This window comes from Pseudomonas bharatica CSV86 (assembly GCF_000319305.2).
GTDB classification, from domain to species: Bacteria; Pseudomonadota; Gammaproteobacteria; order Pseudomonadales; family Pseudomonadaceae; genus Aquipseudomonas; species Aquipseudomonas bharatica.
Genome location: NZ_AMWJ02000002.1, coordinates 138,723 through 158,884 on the forward strand (window position 1 = coordinate 138,723; position 20,162 = coordinate 158,884).

The following is a 20,162-nucleotide window of genomic DNA, read 5'->3' on the forward strand; positions in this document are numbered from 1 at the left end:
AAGCCTTTAGTAAAACTGAACCCCCCATGCCGTAGTTCGCCTTTCGGCAGGCCCTCGATCGCACTATTTTCCGCTCACTCGCAGCAGGCTCCTCGTTCATGCCGGCTGCGACCGAGGAGCGAAAATGATCGATGTTCTTGTTATTGGCGGCGGCAACGCCGCCCTGTGTGCCGCACTGATGGCCCGCGAGGCGGGGGCCAGCGTCCTGCTGCTGGAAGCCGCACCCAAGGCGTGGCGCGGCGGTAATTCGCAGCACACCCGCAACCTGCGCTGCATGCACGACGCGCCGCAGGATGTACTGGTCGAGGCCTATCCCGAAGAGGAATTCTGGCAAGACCTGCTCAAGGTCACCGGGGCCTGACCAACGAAAAGCTTGCACGCCTGGTGATCAAGGCTTCGTCCGGTTGCCGGGGCTGGATGCGCCGGCATGGCGTGCACTTCCAGCCATCGCTGTCCGGCGCGCTGCATACCGCTCGCACCAATGCCTTCTTCATGGGCGGCGGCAAGGCGTTGGTCAATGCCTATTTCCGCAGTGCCGAGCGGCTCGGCGTACAGGTTCGCTACGATGCCGGCGTGGTCGATATCGAGATGGATGGCGACCGCTTCGTCGCCGCCCATATCGGTGCGCGCGACGTGCAAGGCCGGCACCTGCCTGCCGAGCGCATCGAGGCGCGCACCTGCGTGCTGGCCGCTGGCGGATTCGAGTCCAACCGCGAATGGCTGCGCGAAGCCTGGGGTCGCAACGAGCGCGGCGAATGGCCGTCGGACAACTTCCTGATTCGCGGCACCCGTTTCAACAACGGCGTACTGCTGCGCCGCATGATCGACCTGGGCGCCGACACCGTCGGCGACCCTACCCAGGCGCACATGGTCGCCATCGATGCACGCGCGCCTTTGTACGACGGCGGGATCTGCACGCGCATCGACTGCGTGTCACTGGGCATCGTGGTCAATCGCGACAGCCAGCGCTTCTACGATGAAGGCGAGGATTTCTGGCCCAAGCGCTATGCGATCTGGGGGCGCCTGGTGGCCCAGCAGCCTGGCCAGGTCGGCTTTTCGATCATCGACCAGAAAGCCCTCGGACGCTTCATGCCACCGGTGTTTCCCGGCACCACGGCCAACACCCTGGAGGAGCTGGCCCAGCGCCTGGGCCTTCCGGTACAGGCGTTCGTCGATACGGTACGCGCCTACAACGAGGCCTGCCGCACCGGCACCTTCGACCATACCCGCCTGGACGATTGCCATACCGTCGGCGTGCAACCCGCCAAGAGTCACTGGGCCCGCCCGATCGATACACCGCCCTTCTACGGCTACCCCCTGCGCCCGGGCGTGACCTTCACCTACCTGGGCCTGCGCACCGACGAGACGGCCGCGGTGCACTTCGCCGGGCGTCCCAGCCCGAACCTGTTCGTCGCCGGCGAGATGATGGCCGGCAACGTGCTGGGCAAGGGCTACACCGCAGGCGTCGGCATGTCCATCGGCACCGCGTTCGGACGCATCGCCGGCGTCAGCGCGGCTGCCGCCGCCGGCCATCACTACCCATTCGACGAGAACGATCATGACCGCGCAACTGCCTGAACCTCGCCAGGTCGACCCCGCCCAGCCGGGTGTCGAGCTTATCCCGCTGTTGAACCTGCAGGAGCAGGAAGTCGATCGGCAAATGCGCATCTGCAACGCCTGCCGTTACTGCGAAGGGTTCTGCGCGGTATTCCCGGCGATGACCCGCAGGCTGGAGTTCGGCAAGGCCGACATCCACTACCTGGCCAATCTTTGCCACAACTGCGGGGCGTGCCTGCATGCCTGCCAGTACGCCGCACCTCATGAATTCGCGGTCAACGTGCCCCAGGCCATGGCCAAGGTACGCCTGGATACCTACGCCGAGTACGCCTGGCCACGCAGCCTGGGACGCCTCTATCAGCGCAACGGGCTGACCCTGGCGCTGGCCAGCGGTTTCGCCCTGGTGCTGTTCCTGTGCCTGACCCTGCTGGCCATGGGCAATCTGTTCACCGCCATGCCTGGCGGCAACTTCTACGGCATCTTCCCGCATAACACCCTGGTGCTGATGTTCGGCTCGGTGTTCGGCTTCGCCTTGATCGCCCTGGGCCTGGGCGTGCGCCGCTTCTGGCGGGATGTCTCGCCGCCGCCGGCAACCACCGCGCTGAAGACCGCTGCGGCAGTGGAAGCGACGGCCAGTGTCGCCAGGCTCAAGTACCTGGATGGTGGCCATGGCCGGGGCTGCAACAACGCCGATGACCGTTTCACCCTGTGGCGGCGTCGCTTCCACCACCTGACCTTCTACGGTTTCATGCTGTGCCTGGCGGCCACCGCCACCGCGACCCTTTACCACTACCTGCTGGGCCTGGCCGCACCCTATGCGCCGACTAGCCTGCCGGTAATGCTCGGCATCGCCGGCGGCCTGGGCCTGCTGGTAGGACCCGCCGGGCTGCTGTACCTCAACCTGCAGCGCGACCCGACCCAGGGCGACGCCAAGCAGAAACCCATGGACCGCGGCTTCATTGCCCTGCTGTTCCTGGTCAGCGCCAGCGGCCTTGCACTGCTGGCATTTCGTGAAACCAGCGCCCTGGGCCTGCTGCTGGCCCTGCACCTGGGCCTGGTGATGGCGTTCTTCCTGACCATGCCCTACAGCAAGTTCGCCCACGGCATTTTCCGCAGCGCCGCGCTGCTCAAGCATGCCATCGAAAAACGCCAGCCAAACCCGATCGACGCCGGCAGTGAATAAGCGCGGCAGCGCCCTTGAACAACAACAAAAACCAGCAAAACGGTAGCCATGATGAAAAACACCAAGCAAACCGCAAGCGCCCGGCTGGGCGCTATCCTGCGGGTCACCAGCGGCAACTTCCTCGAACAGTTCGATTTCTTCCTGTTCGGGTTCTACGCCACCTACATCTCCCAGACGTTCTTCCCCGCCAGCAACGAGTTCACCTCGTTGATGATGACCTTCGCCGTATTCGGCTCGGGTTTCCTCATGCGACCGCTGGGTGCCATCGTGCTCGGCGCTTACATCGACAAGGTGGGCCGGCGCAAAGGGCTGATCGTGACGCTGTCGATCATGGCCGCCGGCACGGTGCTGATCGCCCTGGTGCCGGGCTACGCCAGCATCGGCCTGTTCGCGCCCCTGCTGGTGCTGCTCGGCCGGCTGTTGCAGGGCTTTTCGGCCGGTGCCGAGATGGGCGGGGTATCCGTGTATCTGTCGGAAATCGCCACGCCAGGGCGCACCGGGTTCTATACCAGCTGGCAGTCGGCAAGCCAGCAGGTGGCGATCGTCGTGGCGGCAGCGCTGGGCTACACCTTGAATACCTGGATGCAGGCCAGCGAGCTGGCCGCGTGGGGCTGGCGCATCCCGTTCTTCATCGGTTGCGTGATCATCCCGTTCATCTTCGTCATCCGCCGCTCGTTGCAGGAAACCGAAGCGTTCAAGGCCCGCAAGCACCACCCGGGCGCCAGCGAGGTCTTCCGTTCCATGTGCGATAACTGGCGCACCGTGCTGGCGGGCGGGCTCCTGGCGGCAATGACCACCACCACGTTCTACTTGATCACGGTGTACACGCCCACCTTCGGCAAGACCGTGCTGCACCTGAGCAGTACCGACAGCCTGGTGGTGACACTGCTGGTCGGGGTGAGCAACTTCATCTGGCTGCCCATCGGCGGCAGCCTGTCCGACCGCATCGGCCGCCGGCCGCTGCTGCTGGGCATCTCGCTGCTGTGCGTGCTGACCGCCTACCCGGCCATGCACTGGCTGGCCGAGGCCGCCAGTTTCGAGCGGCTGCTGGCGGTGTTGCTGTACTTCTCGTTCTTCTTCGGCATGTACAACGGTGCCATGGTCGCAGCGCTGACCGAGGTCATGCCGCAGAACGTGCGGGTGGTGGGTTTCTCGCTGGCGTTCAGCCTGGCTACCGCGCTGTTCGGCGGCTTCACTCCGGCCGTATCGACACTGCTGGTCGAAGCCACCGCAGACAAGGCCTCACCGGCCTACTGGCTGATGTTCGCAGCGGTCTGCGGGTTCACCGCGACCACCGTGCTGTACCGCCGGGCCAGGCCTGCGGTGGCTCGCAACTGCTGAACCACCGCTCCACCCCGCTGAGGATGCCGGGCGAAGGCCGCAACCTTCGCCTCAGGCACTGCCCACCCGGTCCAGCTCGTTAACCGACACCCCGGCCTGGTCAAGCCAGGCCTTGCGCCGGACAAACAGGTCGGGGGCCGTCTCGTTGACCTCGGTGATCAGCACGTCCAGTTCGGCGCTCTTGAGCTGCCCGTTTTCCACCAGCACGCGCCCGGCGACCATGGTCATGTCCACGTCCCCGCCCTGCACGGCGTGCACCAGGTTGTGATGAAGGTTGGCCAGCGGACCACGGGAAATCAGCGGCGTCATTCTCGGCGTATCGACACGGATAGCGATGATGTCGGCGGCCTTGCCGATCTCCAGCGAGCCGATCCGGTCGTCCATGCCCAAGGCCCGTGCGCCGTCGATGGTAGCCATGCGGCATACCGACCAGGCATCGAGCGCCGCGGCATCAAGGCTGGCGAACTTGGCCAACAGGGAGGACACCTTCATCTCCTCGAACATATCCAGGTTGTTGTTTTCCTTTTCGCCATCGGTCCCCAGGCCAACGGCAACGCCCGCCGCCAGCAGTTTCACGATCGGAGCGACCCCCGACGCCAGCTTCATGTTGCTGACCGGGTTGTGCGCCACACCGATATTGCGCCGGGCCATCAAGGCGATTTCCTGGTCATCGACCCAGACGCAATGGGCCAGCAGCACCTTGCTGGCCTCAAGCAGACCGAACTTCTCCAGGGCCTGGACGGGACGCACGCCGTAACGCCGCAGGGTTTCCTCGACATCGAAGCGGCTTTCGTTGCTATGGGTGTGGAACCCCACCTGGTTGGCCTTGCACATGTCGGCGATGCGCTTCCAAGCCTGCGGCACGGCGTAGAACAGGTGCTCCAGGCCGACCCACACGTCGATGCGCCCGTTCGCTGCGCCGTGCCAGCGCTGGATCAAGGCGTCGTTTGCGTCCAGGGTTTCGAAGTAGTCATGGTCCGGATGCTCGGCCACATAGGGGACCAGTACCGCACGGATGCCCAGCTCGTTGGCGGCCTCGGCGCTGCCATGCATGTAGCGCCACATATCCACCAGCGTGGTGGTGCCCGACAGCAGCGCTTCGCTGTAGCAGAGCATCGACGCCAGGCGCGCCTCGCCGGGCAGCAGCACACGGTGCATGGGATCGATGTACGCCTGCAGCCAGTCCCAGACCGGCAGGCCCTCGGCAGTGCCGCGGAGCATGCCGGAGTGGCAGTGGGTATTGACCAGGCCCGGCATCAGCAAGCGATCGGTCAGGCGACGGATCGGGGCCAGCGGATGCCGGGCGAGCAGCTCGTGCGCCGGGCCGATATCGGCGATCAAACCGTCCCGGACCAGCACTGCGCCGTCCTCGATCAGGCTATTGCGGGCGTCCATGGTGAGGACGAAGTCGGCCCTGATGAGTTCACAAGTCATCGTGTTTAACCTTCTTGCTGTTTATAGGATGTGCAGGCGTTCAGCTGTCGCCGAGCGCGGCAGAGCGGGCAGCTTGCGCCCGGGCTTCGTCGGCCGTGCCCAGGCCGTTGAACAGGAGGTTGAGGAGCATGGCGCTGCAAACGCTGAGGACGATCCCGCTTTCGGTGAATACCCGGCACCAGTCGGGCAAATGATGAAAGTACTGCGGCGAGACCATCGGGATCATGCCGATGCCCACGCTGGTGGCGACGATCAGCAGGTTAGAGCGCGACTGCTCGAAATCGACCGTTGCAAGGATGCGCACGCCCATCAGCGTGACCATGCCGAACATCACCATGCCGGCGGCACCCAGAACGTACTGGGGCGTGGAGGCGACGATCCAGGCCAGTTTGGGAAACAGCCCCAGGCCAATCAGGATCATCGCCCCGGCCATGCACACATAGCGGCTCCTGACCCCGGTAATGGTCACCAGGCCGATGTTCTGCGAAAAGGAGGTATAGGGAAACGCGTTGAACACCCCGCCGAGAATGGCCCCCAGCCCATCGGAGCGAAGCCCGCGAGCCAGCCTTTCGCGGGTGGTCGGACGGTCGACCATCTTGCCCAGGGCAAGGAACATCCCGGTCGATTCGACCATGGTCACCAGCATGACCAGGCACATCGATACGACTGCGACCACATCGAATTTCGGCATGCCGAAGGCAAACGGCGTGATCGTCGCCAGCCATGGCGTCTGCTGCAGGCCGTCAAGCGCGATATCGCCACGGAACAGAGCGATGAAGAAACCGGCCAGCACACCCAGCAGTACCGCGATATTGGCGAGAAACCCTTTTGCGAAGCGATTGATACCCAGGATGAGGATCAGCTGCAAAAGCGAAATGGCCAGGTAGGCCGGTTTACCGTAGTCCGGATTGGGACTGCCGTTGGCCAGCACCGGGTTGCCGCCGGCCGACCAGTCGATCCCGACGCGCATCAGGCTGATGCCGATGACCAGCAGCACGGTCCCCGTCACCACCGGTGGAAAGAAACGCAGAAGCCGGCCCATGAGCGGCGCAAAAAGAATCCCGAACAGACCGGATGCGATGATCGCTCCATAGACGCCCGGCAGCCCGAGCGACGGGTTCAGGGCAATGGCGATCATCGGCGTGACCGAGGCGAAGGTGACGCCCATCATGATCGGCAAGCGAATGCCGAAGAAACGGTTGCCTGCGCATTGCACAAGCGTGGCCAGGCCGGCGGCGAACAGGTCGGCGTTGATGATCAGGGTCAACTGGTCCTTGGGAAGCTGCAGCGCGGCGCCAAGGATCAGCGGAACGATGATGCATGCCGAATACATCACCAGCACATGCTGGAAGCCCAGTATCAGTGTTTGCGCCAGCGGAAGCCGCTGGTCTACGGGGTGAACGGTGTTGGTCATTGCCTTCTCCTGGTTGGCATGGTCGAGGCAGTGATGGGATAGGATTTTTGTCGTGATTGTTTTTATATGGCGGGGCAAACATGCGCCCCGCCGCTCCCGTTGTAAAAATGGGACCTATCAATTTTTTTCATGGTGCAACGATGAGGATGTCCCTGGAGCAACTGGCCGCCTTTTGCGCAGTCGCCAGCGAGCGCTCGTTCTCCGCCGCAGCGCGCAAGCTGAACAAATCGCAGTCGGCGGTGAGCATTTCCATCGGCAACCTGGAGATCGACCTGGGTGTCACCCTGTTCGACCGCAGTCACCGCTATCCGCAGTTGACCGGCGAAGGGCGTGCGCTGCTGCGCGATGCCGAGGCAATCCTCGGGCAGTGCTTCAACATGGAAAACCGGGCCAGCAGCCTGGCCGAAGAGCTGGAGACCGAGCTGGTGATCAGCATTGACGATGCGATTCCCTACCAGGCACTCGCGCCCGTGATGGAGGATTTTTCCAGGCAGTTCACCCATGTCGACCTGACCGTGCTGCATCCGTCCCGGCAGGACGCCCTTGACCTGATCGAGGAGAAGAAGGTGCTGCTGGGCATCCTGTGCACGCGCTCGCATTACCCCAGGAACCTGCAGTTCAAACGCCTGGGCAGCATCACCTTCAGCAATGTCGTGTGCCGGGATCATCCGCTGGCGCGGATGGCGCCGGTGAGCTTCAACCAGCTGAGCAACTTCCGGCAGTTGGTCTATCTGCCGTTCCAGGACCGACTGCCTACCAGCGAATACCTCAACTCACCGAATCACTGGCGGGTGGAAAGCTATCTCACCCTGATGAACATGCTGCGCGAAGGCATGGGCTGGGCTACTGTCCCTACGCAGCTCATGCAGGACCTCAGCCCTGACGGACAACTGGTCGAGCTGGAGCTGGAAGCGTATCCGTTCACCGACTGGACCGTGGGGGTCGACCTGGTCTGGTCGTCGCTGTCGCGTTCTGGCAAGGCTGGCACCTGGCTGCGTGAGCAGCTTGGGCGGACAGGGATCCCGACAGTCGGAAAATGAGTTTTGTGCGCGCCAATGCCAGGGCGCTTATCGATTCGCCACCACACCATCCGAGGAGACTGCCAATTGGCTGATACCGACACCCCTGCCACCGAGCGACCACAGGTCGAGCGCCCTCCCGTGGGCGTCCTCGAAGCGTTCCTGTTCTGGCTGAAACTGGGCTTCATCAGCTTTGGCGGGCCCGCCGGGCAGATCTCCATCATGCACCAGGAGCTTGTCGAGCGTCGGCGCTGGATCAGCGAGAAGAGGTTCCTGCATGCGCTGAACTACTGCATGCTGCTGCCCGGACCAGAAGCACAGCAATTGGCTACCTATCTGGGCTGGCTGATGCACCGGAGCTGGGGCGGAGTGATCGCCGGCGCGTTGTTCGTGCTGCCATCGCTGTTGATCCTGATCGCCTTGTCCTGGATCTACATCGCCTTTGGCGAAGTACCGGCCGTGGCCGGGATCTTCTACGGCATCAAGCCGGCGGTGACCGCCATCGTCGTCCATGCGGCGCACCGGATCGGCTCCCGGGCCCTGAAAAACCCCTGGCTGTGGGCAATCGCCGCAGCCTCGTTCGTGGCCATCTTCGCGTTGAACGTGCCCTTCCCGCTGATCGTGCTGGGCGCCGGCATCATCGGTTACATCGGCGGTCGCCTGGTACCGGAGAAGTTCGTGATCGGCGGAGGGCACAAGGCGGCCAGCACCCATTACGGTCCCGCCCTGATCGATGACCACACCCCAGCACCCGAGCACGCCCGCTTCCGCTGGCCCCGCCTGCTCGCCCTGATCGTGCTCGGTGCAGCCCTCTGGCTGCTGCCCATGGGTATCCTGCTCGCAGCCTTCGGCTGGAACGGCACGCTGACCCAGATGGGCTGGTTCTTTACCAAGGCCGCGCTGCTCACCTTCGGCGGAGCCTATGCGGTTCTGCCCTATGTCTATCAAGGAGCAGTGGGGCATTACGGATGGCTGACGCCGACCCAGATGATCGACGGCCTCGCCCTGGGGGAAACCACCCCCGGGCCGCTGATCATGGTGGTGGCCTTCGTCGGGTTCGTAGGCGGCTATGCACATCCCATGTTCGGCGCCGACCATCCGTTCGCCGCCGGTGCGATCGCCGCGAGCCTGGTCACCTGGTTCACCTTCCTGCCGTCGTTCCTGTTCATCCTCGCTGGCGGCCCGCTGGTGGAGTCGACCCGCAACGAGCTGAAGTTCACCGCGCCATTGACCGCAATCACCGCCGCCGTGGTCGGGGTCATCCTCAATCTGGCCCTGTTCTTCGGCTTCCACGTGCTCTGGCCAAACGGCTTCGCAGGGATGTTCGACTGGCCTTCGGCATTGATCGCCGCAGGCGCAGCCATCGCCCTGTTCCGCTTCAAGCGCGGAGTGATCCAGGTGTTGGTGGCCTGCGCGCTGATCGGCCTGGCGATTCATCTCGTTAGGTGGTGAGGGGACTCAGTTGTCCGGCAGGCGCGACACCCGGGTACGGGACCCTCGCGCCATGCTGGAAAAGACGCCATCACGGAAAATCCAGGCGTGCACCAGGGCAGCACCGATATGCCCCAGAAGCAGCGCGAACAGCAGCCATGCGCCGATTCCGTGTGCCAAGCGCAGCCATGCGTAAAGCACCGGGTTTTCGGGGACTATGGCGGGCAGCATCCATCCGTCCATGAGGATGACGGGCCAGTTGCCTGCGGAACGTACCGCCCAGCCGAGCAGCGGCAAGGCGATCATCATCAGGTAAAGCAACCAGTGGGAAGCATGTGCCGCCGCCGCCTGCCATCGTGGAACACTCGCGGGCAGCGGCGGCACCGCTCGCAGCAGGCGATTGGCAAGACGCAGCAACGCCAGGACCAGGATGGCAATCCCCAGCGGTTGGTGCAGGTCGATCAACCAGGGACGCAGGGACAATGAACTCATCATGCCGACGCCGATGAAGAGCATGGCCATGATTCCGATCGCCATTGCCCAGTGCAGGACTCGTCCGAGAAGGTTGAAATGCCCAGGTGCGGGCGCGGGGGTTTCAGGTAGGTCGTGCATCATTCGCCGTCCTTCTTGCCGATAGCCTGGGTCGCTTTTCCAAACCCGATCTCGCGCAGGCGCGCGTTATAGGAGTGCGAATAAATTCCAGCCCGTGCTGCCAGTACAGGATCCTTGGACAGTTCGATACCCGAGGGCACGAGCGTGGGATCGAAGTTGATATCGCGGCATCCGCCTTCGGCCTGATCGCGAACGCTGGTCACCTCCAGCGTACCGGCGACCACCTGTTGCCGCTCGGGAGGCCATGGCTGGGAAGGATCATCGACCGGATCGCCGGCTTCGGCCAATTGCAGGACCAGGTCCCAATAAAGCGACCCGTTCGCCGACCGCTGTTTTATGTCCTCGAACAGAAAATCATGGCCAGCCTTCGCCCGCTCTTCGGCAGAAAGGCCTGGCAGCGTCGCATGGGGTCGCATGGACCAGCGCACGGCCTGGCGCTTGCCATCCGCGGCCAGCAACACGAAAGCGTTGATCACGTTGTACTGCGCACCTGCGAAACTGCGCGGCCAGGGCGCGGTAGCCTTGTACTCGACCGCCTTGCGCGCTTCAGGATACTTCTCGAAGAACGCAGCGACACGTGCCGGATCCGGCTGCCCCGTGGCAGGATCGGGCTCGAAAGCGCTTCTCTGCGCCAGGAATCCCTCGGCATCACGGGTCGGGAAATAGGGTGCGTTGTTCAGCTTCATCCGCCATTGCGACTGGTCGTCGGCGGTAAGCAACAAGGCCATGCTGACGGTACTGGTGGAAGTATCGGCCGCATGGGGATCTCCGGACCCGATGGAGAAGCGTCCGATGGCCGGGATGTCCTGTTGGGAGAAAACACGAGCCTTCGACAGCGAGGACGCGGCCCCGCTACTGTGAAAGACCCCGGTGAAACACACACCCTTGCCATGTGCACGACGATAACCGGGCTCGAACTCCTGCAGCGTATTGCCAAGGAATGTCCTGGTGGTGGTCCGATCCCCTAGCAGACCCGCAGCCCAGGCGAACAGCAGCGCCAACCCGCCGACAATGACGGCGATGGCTGCGAGAGGAAACCAGATTGTCTTGAATTTTCGCGCTTGCACAGCACTCCCTCGGGATCTGTCGATCCACATTGAATTACCGATCGAGAAGCCTAGCGCATTTTGGAAAAGATCCCTTGAGCCGGCGTCGTCACTGGACCGTCCCGCTTGAAGAATCGTTCCTAGGCTGTGTGTGAAAAGCCTTGATACTCGATGATGCTGCGTTGAAAACAGCCTCGGAATGCTCATTACAACCCGTAAACTCCGCTTCCTCGGCTGTTTTCGCCTTGCCTGACCTTCGTCTCAAGACTTTTCACACAGACCCTGGGCCGGCCGAAAATATTCGGACCCGGAAATGAAAAATGCCAGTCAGCTAGGCTGACTGGCATTTCATGTTTGGAGCGGGAAACGAGACTCGAACTCGCGACCCCGACCTTGGCAAGGTCGTGCTCTACCAACTGAGCTATTCCCGCTTTTTTACCGCTTTACGATGTGGCATGTGGATGACCACTAACCAGCATCTATGAAAATCCAGTCCGAGACAGCAACTGGATCTTCGGGGGATTTTTGGTCGGGACGGAGTGATTCGAACACTCGACCCCTTGCACCCCATGCAAGTGCGCTACCGGGCTGCGCTACGCCCCGACTACATTCTCGGTATTGCTGAGAACGGTGAAGAATCTACCTTAAGCTTTTGAATTTTGGAAGGATTATTTTCATGCCCCTTCCAAAACCCGGCCCGGGTCACTTCTTCAGCACCACCAGCACGTCTTCCAGCTCGACAATCATCTGCCGGATCAGTTGCTTGTACTGGGTGGTATCGTCCTTGGCCTCGTCACTGGACAGGCGCAACCTCGCACCGCCGATGGTGAAGCCCTGGTCGTAAAGCAAGGCGCGGATCTGGCGGATCATCAGCACGTCCTGGCGCTGGTAATACCGCCGGTTTCCGCGGCGCTTGACCGGGTTGAGCTGCGGGAACTCCTGCTCCCAGTAACGGAGCACATGCGGCTTTACCGCACAGAGTTCACTGACCTCACCAATGGTGAAGTAACGTTTTCCCGGAATAGGCGGGAGTTCGTCGTTATGGCTTGGTTCCAGCATAAGCCTCAACCCGGGCCTTCAGTTTCTGCCCTGGACGAAAGGTGACGACGCGGCGTGCCGTTATCGGGATTTCTTCCCCGGTTTTGGGGTTGCGTCCCGGACGCTGGCGTTTGTCGCGCAGATCGAAGTTGCCGAAGCCGGACAACTTGACCTGCTCGTTGTCTTCAAGAGCGTGCCTGATTTCCTCAAAGAACAGTTCAACCAGTTCTTTGGCTTCACGCTTGTTCAGGCCCAACTCCTCGTACAGCCGTTCTGCCATCTCAGCTTTCGTCAGAGCACCCATACGCTATTTCCTTAACGTGGTGTTCAACCTTTGTTCGAGCGAGGTGAGGATATTCTGGGTCGTGGCATTCACCTCATCGTCGTTAAGAGTGCGCGATGGATGTTGCCAGGTCAAGCCGACTGCCAGGCTTTTTCTATCAGGATCAATACCTTTACCCTGGTAGACGTCAAACAGCCTGAGGTCGGTGAGCCATTCGCCTGCATTGTCACGAATTACTTCAAGTACCGAACTCGAAGCGACATCACGACCCGCGATCAAGGCCAGGTCGCGGCGAACTTCCGGGAACTTCGACAGTTCATGGAACTTCGGCAGGCGCCCTTCCACTACTTCGCCCAGTACCAGCTCGAAGAGGAACACGGGACGGTCCAGGCCGAGGGTCTTGGCCAGTTCCGGGTGCAGTGCACCGAGGAAACCGACTTCGCGACCGTTGCGCTCGATGCGTGCGGTCTGGCCCGGATGCAGTGCCGGGTGCTTGCCGGCAGCGAAGGTGAACTCGCCCAGCGAACCGGAGGAATTCAGCAGCGCTTCGACATCCGCTTTCACGTCGAAGAAGTCGATGCCTTCACGGCCGTTGGCCCAGGCTTCCGGCAGACGGCTACCGCACACCACACCGGCCAGCATCGGTTGCTGTTGCAGGCCTTCCAGCTGGCCGACGAAGCGCAGGCCGCTCTCGAACAGGCGCACGCGGTCCTGCTGGCGGTTGAGGTTATGCTGCAGCGCCTTGACCAGGCCTGGCCACAGGGACGCCCGCATGGCCGCCATGTCGCTGGAGATCGGGTTGGCCAGCAGCAGCGGCTCGACCCCCGGGGTGAACAGCTCGAACAGTTTCGGATCGATGAAGCTGTAGGTAATCGCTTCCTGATAACCGCGAGCGACCAGCAACCGACGCAGTGCCGGCAGCTCGCCACGAGCCTCGGCGCGAGCCTGGGGCGCCAGGCGTGCTTGCGGGTAACGAACCGGCAGGCGGTTGTAGCCGTACAGGCGACCCAGCTCTTCGATCAAGTCGACTTCGAGGCTGATATCGAAGCGATGGCTTGGCACTTCGACCTGCCACTGGCCTTCGCCAGCGATGGTTTTCAGGTCCAGGGCGTTGAGCAGTTGCTCGACCTCGGCACTGGCCATTTCCATGCCCAGCATCTGGCTGATGCGCTCGGCACGCAGGGTGATCGGCGCAACCTTCGGCAAGTGCTCCTCGCTCAGCGTCTCGATGACTGGCCCGGCTTCACCGCCAACGATTTCCAGCAGCAGGCCGGTGGCACGCTCCATGGCTTCACGGGCCAGTTGCGAGTCGACACCGCGCTCATAGCGGTGCGAGGCATCGGTGTGCAGGCCATAGGAACGGGCCTTGCCAGCGACGGAGATCGGCTCGAAGAACGCGCTTTCCAGGAAGAGGTCGCGGGTGGTCGCGGACACGCCGCTATGCTCGCCGCCCATCACGCCAGCGATGGCCAGGGCACGGCTGTGGTCGGCGATGACCAGGGTGTCGGGACGCAGGGTGACTTCCTGGCCGTCCAGCAGGACCAGCTTCTCGCCCACCTCCGCCATACGCACGCGGATGCCGCCGTTGATCTCGGCGAGATCGAAGGCGTGCAGCGGCTGACCCAGTTCGAGCATCACGTAGTTGGTGATGTCGACGGCAGCGTCGATGCTGCGTACGTCGGCGCGACGCAGGCGTTCGACCATCCACAGCGGGGTCGGACGGGACAGATCGACATTGCGGATCACCCGGCCCAGGTAGCGCGGGCAGGCAGCAGGCGCGAGCACTTCCACCGGGCGCACTTCGTCATGCACAGGGGCGACCGCAGGGACCTCCGGCCGGGTGACCGGTACGGCGTACAGGGCGCCGACTTCGCGGGCCAGGCCAGCCAGGGACAGGCAGTCACCGCGGTTCGGGGTCAGGTCGACCTCGATGCTGGCGTCGTCCAGATCCAGGTATTCACGGATGTCCTGGCCAACCGGCGCATCGGCAGCCAGTTCCAGCAGGCCGTCGTTGTCGTCGCTGATCTGCAGCTCGGAGGCCGAGCAAAGCATGCCGTTGGACTCGACACCACGCAGCTTGGCCTTCTTGATCTTGAAATCGCCCGGCAGCTCGGCGCCGATCATGGCGAAGGGAATTTTCAGGCCCGGGCGCACGTTCGGTGCACCACAGACAACCTGGAACGTCTCGCTGCCGTTGCTCACCTGGCAAACGCGCAACTTGTCGGCGTCGGGGTGCTGCTCGGTGCTCAGCACCTCGCCCACGACGATACCGCTGAACTGGCCGGCGGCCGGGGTCACGCTGTCGACTTCAAGTCCAGCCATCGACAGACGGGCCACCAGTTCGTCACGGGAAACCTGCGGGTTGACCCAACCGCGCAGCCACTTTTCACTGAATTTCATCCTGCTCTCCTAAAGATTCGTTACGGGTGCGCGACCTAGCGAAATTGCGCGAGGAACCGCAAGTCGTTGTCGAAGAACAGGCGCAAATCGTTGACACCGTAACGCAGCATGGCCAGGCGCTCGGCGCCCATGCCGAATGCGAAGCCCGAGAACTCTTCCGGATCGATCCCGGACATGCGCAGCACGTTCGGATGCACCATGCCGCAGCCCATGACTTCCAGCCAACCCGTTTGCTTGCACACGCGGCAACCTTTGCCACTGCACATTACGCACTGGATATCGACTTCAGCCGACGGCTCGGTGAAGGGGAAGAACGACGGACGGAAACGCACCGCCAGCTCTTTCTCGAAGAAGACCCGCAGGAACTCCTCGATGGTGCCCTTGAGGTCGGCGAAATTGATGTCGCGATCCACCAGCAGGCCTTCGACCTGGTGGAACATCGGCGAGTGGGTCAGGTCCGAGTCGCAGCGATAGACGCGGCCCGGGCAGACAATGCGGATCGGCGGCTGCGAAGACTCCATGGTCCGCACCTGTACCGGCGAGGTGTGGGTCCGCAACAGCATGTTGGCATTGAAATAGAAGGTGTCGTGCATTGCCCGGGCCGGGTGGTGGCCGGGAATGTTGAGCGCTTCGAAGTTGTGGTAGTCGTCTTCGACCTCGGGGCCTTCGGCGATGCCGTAGCCAATATGGGTGAAGAACTGCTCGATGCGTTCGAGGGTACGGGTGATCGGGTGCAAGCCACCGGAGGTCTGGCCACGGCCCGGCAAGGTCACGTCAATGCATTCGGCCGCCAGGCGCGCGCTCAGTTCGGCCTCTTCGAAAGCGGCCTTGCGTGCATTGAGCACTTCGGTGACGCGCTCCTTGGCGTCGTTGATCAGGGCACCCACCTTCGGGCGCTCGTCAGCCGGCAGGTTGCCCAGGGTCTTCATCACCTGGGTCAGTTCGCCTTTCTTGCCAAGGAATTGAACCCGGATCTGCTCCAGGGCATTGATGTCTTCAGCGCGTTCCACAGCCTCCAGGGCTTGGGAGACCAGCGCATCCAGGTTTTCCATGTACAGACTCCAGATACGAAATAGGGGAAGAGCTTACAGGCTCTTCCCCTATCTATGACGTTTAACATCCGCCGCCGGGTCCGGCGGCGGATGATTGTCGTGGGTACTTAAGCCAGAACGGCTTTAGCTTTCTCGACAATCGCAGCAAACGCCGCTTTTTCGTTCACTGCCAGATCAGCCAGAACCTTGCGGTCGATCTCGATGGACGCTTTCTTCAGACCGGCGATCAGACGGCTGTAGGACAGACCGTTGTTGCGAGCACCAGCGTTGATACGAGCGATCCACAGAGCGCGGAACTGACGTTTTTTCTGACGACGGTCGCGGTAGGCGTATTGGCCTGCCTTGATGACCGCTTGCTTGGCAACACGGAATACGCGGGAACGCGCGCCGTAGTAGCCTTTAGCCAGTTTCAGAATTTTCTTGTGACGCTTACGAGCGATGACGCCACGCTTTACACGAGCCATGAGTTACTTCCTCTATCTTTGACCGAAATTAACGTACGCGCAGCATGCGCTCGACTTTTGCAACGTCCGACGGGTGCAGCAGGCTGCTACCACGCAGTTGACGCTTACGCTTGGTCGACATTTTGGTCAGGATGTGGCTCTTGAAAGCGTGCTTGTGCTTGAAGCCGGAAGCGGTTTTCAGGAAACGCTTCGCGGCACCGCTTTTGGTTTTCATTTTTGGCATGTTCGGATACTCCGCATTCAGTGGATAAACATAACCGCAAGGCCTGCCGTGCCCTGGTGGTTACTTCTTTTTCTTGGGGGCGATGACCATCATAAGCTGGCGTCCTTCCATCTTCGGATGCTGCTCAACGGTGCCGTATTCGGCGAGGTCAACCTCGACCCGCTTCAACAGCTCCATGCCCAGCTCCTGGTGGGCCATCTCACGACCACGGAATCTCAGAGAGATCTTGGCCTTGTCCCCATCACTAAGGAAACGTACCAGGTTGCGTAGTTTTACCTGGTAATCCCCTTCCTCCGTCCCTGGACGAAACTTGATTTCTTTGATCTGGATCTGCTTCTGGTTCTTCTTCGCCGCAGCCTGCTGCTTCTTCTTCTCGAAGAGGCTCTTGCCGTAGTCCATCACCCGGCATACAGGGGGTACAGCGTCAGCAGAAATTTCTACCAGGTCCAGCTTCGCTTCATCAGCGATACGAAGCGCTTCATCAATCGAGACGATGCCAATCTGCTCGCCGTCAGCGCCAATTAACCGAACCTCGCGTGCCGAGATATTCTCGTTGATCGGGGCCTTCGGTGCAGTTCGTTTATCCTGTCTCATATCACGCTTAATGGTAATTACTCCGAATCTTGGCGACCACGCCGGGAAACCGCTTGCGCAAGCAAGTCCGCGAACTGGGCGACGGGCATCGAGCCCAGGTCGGCACCTTCACGGGTACGCACAGCGACAGTTTGCGTTTCGACTTCCCGATCTCCAATAACCAAGAGATAGGGAACCTTGAGCAAGGTATGCTCGCGGATTTTAAAGCCGATCTTTTCATTTCTCAAGTCAGACTTGGCACGGAATCCGCTATTGGTCAGGGTTTTTTCCACCTGCTGGGCGAATTCGGCCTGTTTGTCGGTGATATTCATCACCACAGCCTGGGTCGGCGCCAGCCAGGCCGGGAATGCACCCTCGTAGTGCTCAATCAGAATTCCGACGAAACGCTCGAACGAACCGAGGATGGCGCGGTGCAGCATCACTGGATGCTTGCGGCCGTTGTCTTCGGAAACATACTCGGCGCCGAGGCGGATCGGCAGGTTGAAGTCCAGCTGCAGGGTACCGCACTGCCAGACACGCCCCAGGCAGTCCTTGAGCGAGAACTCGATCTTCGGACCATAGAAGGCGCCCTCGCCCGGCTGCAGGTCATACGGCAGGCCTGCGTTGTCCAGTGCAGCGGCCAGTGCGGCCTCGGCACGGTCCCACAGCTCATCGGAGCCGACGCGCTTTTCGGGACGGGTGGACAGCTTGAGCTGGATGTCCTGGAAGCCGAAGTCGGAGTACACATCCATGGTCAGCTTGATGAACGCTGCCGATTCGGACTGCATCTGCTCTTCGGTGCAGAAGATATGCGCGTCGTCCTGGGTGAAGCCGCGCACACGCATGATGCCGTGCAGGGCGCCGGAGGCTTCGTTACGGTGGCAGGCCCCGAATTCGGCCAGGCGCAACGGCAACTCGCGATAGCTCTTGAGCCCCTGGTTGAACACCTGCACGTGGCACGGGCAATTCATCGGCTTGACCGCGTAGTCACGGTTTTCCGATTGGGTGGTGAACATGTTGTCGGCGTAGTTGGCCCAGTGTCCGGACTTTTCCCACAGGGTGCGATCGACCACCTGCGGCGTCTTGATCTCCAGGTAGCCGTTCTCGCGCTGGACCTGACGCATGTACTGTTCCAGTACCTGGTACAGGGTCCAGCCATTCGGGTGCCAGAACACCATGCCCGGGGCTTCTTCCTGGAGGTGGAACAGGCCGAGGCGCTTGCCGATCTTGCGGTGATCGCGCTTTTCCGCTTCCTCGATGCGTTGGATGTAGGCAGCCAGCTGCTTCTTGTCGGCCCAGGCAGTGCCATAGACGCGCTGCAGTTGCTCGTTCTTGGCATCGCCGCGCCAGTAGGCGCCGGACAGCTTGGTCAGCTTGAACGACTTGAGGAAACGGGTGTTCGGCACGTGCGGGCCGCGGCACATGTCGACATATTCTTCGTGATAGTACAGGCCCATCGCCTGCTCATCGGGCATGTCCTCGACCAGGCGGAGCTTGTAATCCTCGCCACGGGCCTTGAACACTTCGATCACCTCGGCGCGCGGGGTGACCTTCTTGATGACATCGTAGTCCTTGTCGATCAGCTGCTGCATGCGCTGCTCGATCGCCGCCATGTCTTCAGGCGTGAAAGGACGCTCGTAGGCGATGTCGTAGTAGAAGCCTTCGTCGATGACCGGACCGATGACCATTTTCGCGGTCGGGTACAGTTGTTTCACTGCGTGACCAACAAGGTGCGCGCAGGAGTGACGAATGATTTCCAGCCCCTCTTCGTCCTTGGGCGTGATGATTTGCAGGCTAGCGTCGTGCTCGATCAGGTCGCAGGCATCGACCAGCTTGCCGTCGACCTTGCCGGCGACGGTGGCCTTGGCCAAACCTGCGCCAATGGATGCAGCGACCTCGGCAACGGTAACCGCCTTGTCGAACGTGCGTTGACTGCCATCGGGAAGAGTAATTACGGGCATGGCGCCTCCTCTCCTAGTGGTGACCCCTACCAAAGGTCACGTGGGTTGGGATGAGCCAGTACGCGATTCGCCCCTGTCCTTCCTTGCGGAAGGCCTGCCTCACAGTGGCAGAAGTCGGATGCCTGCCAGGGAACGAACCAGAGTGACTGGAACAGAAATAAGTGGATACGGGATACGCGAAGCAGAAGCTCAGCGAACCCGAGCCGGGCATCCTAGCACAGGGATCGAACGCTGCGACCCGCTGAACCCGCGACAAGGAGAAATATTTGGAAAAAAGACCGTTCAGTGAACTCCAGCGGTTTTTTCCCGCTCAGAGTCATTGAAGCGTCCTACTCTTCTCTTCCATGAGACCGAAACCCAAGGAGTGCCTGGTTATGCGACTTCATTCTCTTCTTGCACTGGCTGCCGCCGGATCCCTGCTGCTGCCCTTGGCCGCCAATGCCGGACCATGGCCCGCAGGCAAGAAAGGCGAATACATGGATCAATGCGTACAGGTTGCCAGCAGCCAGCAAGGTGTCACCGCCGCCCAGGCAGACAAGCACTGCAAATGCGGCGCAGACGCCATCGAGAAGAACTTCACCACCGCGGAAATCGAGCAACTGGACAGCAAGGCCGGCGTAGACGCCAAGCTGAGGGACAGAGCCCAGGCTGCAGTGAAATCCGCCTGCGCGCCTAAACAGTGAGGCTGATCCGGCTCAATCTTGCGCCAGATCAGCATTCGATGAAGCTAAAAGCCACCACTTGCCAATAATTAGACTATGATGATCAAGTGCATCCTGTTGGCTCTCGGCGACACCGCACTACCGAAAATCTAGTTTCTGGAGATACACCCCATGTCCAATCGCCAAAACGGCACCGTTAAATGGTTCAACGATGAGAAAGGCTACGGCTTCATCACTCCTGCAGGCGGCGGCGATGACCTGTTCGTCCACTTCAAGGCGATCGAATCCGACGGCTTCAAATCCTTGAAAGAAGGCCAGACCGTATCCTTCGTGGCCGAGAAAGGCCAGAAAGGCATGCAGGCTGCACAGGTTCGTCCAGCAGAGTAACCCTCTGCCGAATGAAAAAACCCGTCGCTTGCGACGGGTTTTTTCGGGTATACGGATTTAATGGTTGATGGGGCACCTTTAC

18 protein-coding genes, 2 tRNA genes and 1 pseudogene are annotated in these 20,162 nt (G+C 61.6%); 7 read left to right on the forward strand and 14 right to left on the reverse strand.

Going from position 1 to position 20,162, the window contains the following annotated elements; all coding sequences use genetic code 11:
* Positions 1-124 precede the first annotated feature (124 nt).
* The 3 genes and pseudogenes from tcuA to CSV86_RS14090 all read left to right on the forward strand — a co-directional run bounded on the left by tcuA (position 125) and on the right by CSV86_RS14090 (position 4,081).
* Positions 125-1,578, forward strand: a pseudogene (gene tcuA / locus CSV86_RS14080) (FAD-dependent tricarballylate dehydrogenase TcuA).
* Positions 1,559-2,740, forward strand: coding sequence for a tricarballylate utilization 4Fe-4S protein TcuB (gene tcuB, locus CSV86_RS14085; protein WP_009394065.1), 1,182 nt, complete (start codon positions 1,559-1,561; stop codon positions 2,738-2,740). The pseudogene tcuA and the gene tcuB overlap by 20 nt, the downstream one beginning before the upstream one ends.
* Positions 2,741-2,788: 48 nt before the next feature.
* Entirely contained in the window at positions 2,789-4,081 is a 1,293-nt protein-coding gene (locus CSV86_RS14090; RefSeq protein ID WP_009394064.1) for an MFS transporter, read from the forward strand.
* A 51-nt stretch (positions 4,082-4,132) separates the two neighbouring features.
* Here CSV86_RS14090 and CSV86_RS14095 read toward each other — a convergent pair whose 3' ends face one another.
* Positions 4,133-5,515 carry an amidohydrolase family protein gene (locus CSV86_RS14095; RefSeq protein ID WP_009394063.1) on the reverse strand — a complete coding sequence of 461 codons (1,383 nt, stop codon included), beginning with the start codon at positions 5,513-5,515 and terminating at the stop codon, positions 4,133-4,135.
* Positions 5,516-5,555: 40 nt separating this feature from the next.
* On the reverse strand, positions 5,556-6,929 hold the full coding sequence (locus CSV86_RS14100) for a nucleobase:cation symporter-2 family protein (RefSeq protein WP_009394062.1): 1,374 nt from the start codon (positions 6,927-6,929) through the stop codon (positions 5,556-5,558).
* 140 nt (positions 6,930-7,069) lie between these two features.
* On the opposite strand from CSV86_RS14100, the gene CSV86_RS14105 reads away from it, so the two are divergent.
* Together CSV86_RS14105 and chrA are read left to right on the forward strand one after the other, a co-directional pair.
* Positions 7,070-7,969: a LysR family transcriptional regulator gene (locus CSV86_RS14105; protein ID WP_037058311.1), complete on the forward strand. Its 900-nt coding sequence runs from the start codon at positions 7,070-7,072 to the stop codon at positions 7,967-7,969.
* A gap of 66 nt (positions 7,970-8,035) precedes the next feature.
* Positions 8,036-9,400, forward strand: coding sequence for a chromate efflux transporter (gene chrA, locus CSV86_RS14110; RefSeq protein WP_009394058.1), 1,365 nt, complete (start codon positions 8,036-8,038; stop codon positions 9,398-9,400).
* 6 nt (positions 9,401-9,406) lie between these two features.
* Here chrA and CSV86_RS14115 read toward each other — a convergent pair whose 3' ends face one another.
* From CSV86_RS14115 to thrS, 12 genes are all read right to left on the reverse strand, one after another.
* Complete coding sequence (locus CSV86_RS14115; protein WP_240160513.1) at positions 9,407-9,994, reverse strand: cytochrome b; 588 nt, start codon at positions 9,992-9,994, stop codon at positions 9,407-9,409.
* Positions 9,991-11,058, reverse strand: a complete 1,068-nt coding sequence (locus CSV86_RS14120) for a catalase family peroxidase (RefSeq protein ID WP_051032657.1) — start codon at positions 11,056-11,058, stop codon at positions 9,991-9,993. Before CSV86_RS14120 ends, CSV86_RS14115 begins: the two co-directional genes overlap by 4 nt.
* Positions 11,059-11,392: 334 nt before the next feature.
* Positions 11,393-11,468, reverse strand: a tRNA-Gly gene (locus CSV86_RS14125).
* A 95-nt stretch (positions 11,469-11,563) separates the two neighbouring features.
* Positions 11,564-11,640, reverse strand: a tRNA-Pro gene (locus tag CSV86_RS14130).
* Between the two features lie 99 nt (positions 11,641-11,739).
* Entirely contained in the window at positions 11,740-12,096 is a 357-nt protein-coding gene (locus tag CSV86_RS14135) for a MerR family transcriptional regulator (protein WP_009394050.1), read from the reverse strand.
* A complete protein-coding gene (ihfA, locus tag CSV86_RS14140) occupies positions 12,077-12,379 on the reverse strand; it encodes an integration host factor subunit alpha (RefSeq protein WP_009394049.1) in 303 nt (100 codons plus the stop codon). Before ihfA ends, CSV86_RS14135 begins: the two co-directional genes overlap by 20 nt.
* 3 nt (positions 12,380-12,382) lie before the next feature.
* The gene (gene pheT / locus CSV86_RS14145) at positions 12,383-14,758 is read right to left on the reverse strand and encodes a phenylalanine--tRNA ligase subunit beta (protein WP_009394048.1); all 2,376 of its coding nucleotides are present in this window, start codon (positions 14,756-14,758) and stop codon (positions 12,383-12,385) included.
* 35 nt (positions 14,759-14,793) lie between these two features.
* Positions 14,794-15,810 carry a phenylalanine--tRNA ligase subunit alpha gene (pheS, locus tag CSV86_RS14150; RefSeq protein WP_009394047.1) on the reverse strand — a complete coding sequence of 339 codons (1,017 nt, stop codon included), beginning with the start codon at positions 15,808-15,810 and terminating at the stop codon, positions 14,794-14,796.
* Positions 15,811-15,917: 107 nt separating this feature from the next.
* Entirely contained in the window at positions 15,918-16,274 is a 357-nt protein-coding gene (gene rplT / locus CSV86_RS14155) for a 50S ribosomal protein L20 (protein ID WP_009394046.1), read from the reverse strand.
* A 28-nt stretch (positions 16,275-16,302) separates the two neighbouring features.
* Entirely contained in the window at positions 16,303-16,497 is a 195-nt protein-coding gene (gene rpmI / locus CSV86_RS14160; RefSeq protein WP_009394045.1) for a 50S ribosomal protein L35, read from the reverse strand.
* A 60-nt stretch (positions 16,498-16,557) separates the two neighbouring features.
* A complete protein-coding gene (infC, locus tag CSV86_RS14165; protein WP_170395068.1) occupies positions 16,558-17,109 on the reverse strand; it encodes a translation initiation factor IF-3 in 552 nt (183 codons plus the stop codon).
* Positions 17,109-19,031 carry a threonine--tRNA ligase gene (gene thrS / locus CSV86_RS14170; protein WP_009394043.1) on the reverse strand — a complete coding sequence of 641 codons (1,923 nt, stop codon included), beginning with the start codon at positions 19,029-19,031 and terminating at the stop codon, positions 17,109-17,111. The genes infC and thrS overlap by 1 nt, the downstream gene beginning before the upstream one ends.
* Positions 19,032-19,405: 374 nt before the next feature.
* Here thrS and CSV86_RS14175 point away from each other — a divergent pair, with 374 nt between their 5' ends.
* The gene (locus tag CSV86_RS14175) at positions 19,406-19,714 is read left to right on the forward strand and encodes a hypothetical protein (RefSeq protein WP_009394042.1); all 309 of its coding nucleotides are present in this window, start codon (positions 19,406-19,408) and stop codon (positions 19,712-19,714) included.
* 150 nt (positions 19,715-19,864) lie between these two features.
* The gene (locus CSV86_RS14180) at positions 19,865-20,080 is read left to right on the forward strand and encodes a cold-shock protein (RefSeq protein ID WP_009394041.1); all 216 of its coding nucleotides are present in this window, start codon (positions 19,865-19,867) and stop codon (positions 20,078-20,080) included.
* Positions 20,081-20,162: the final 82 nt, after the last annotated feature.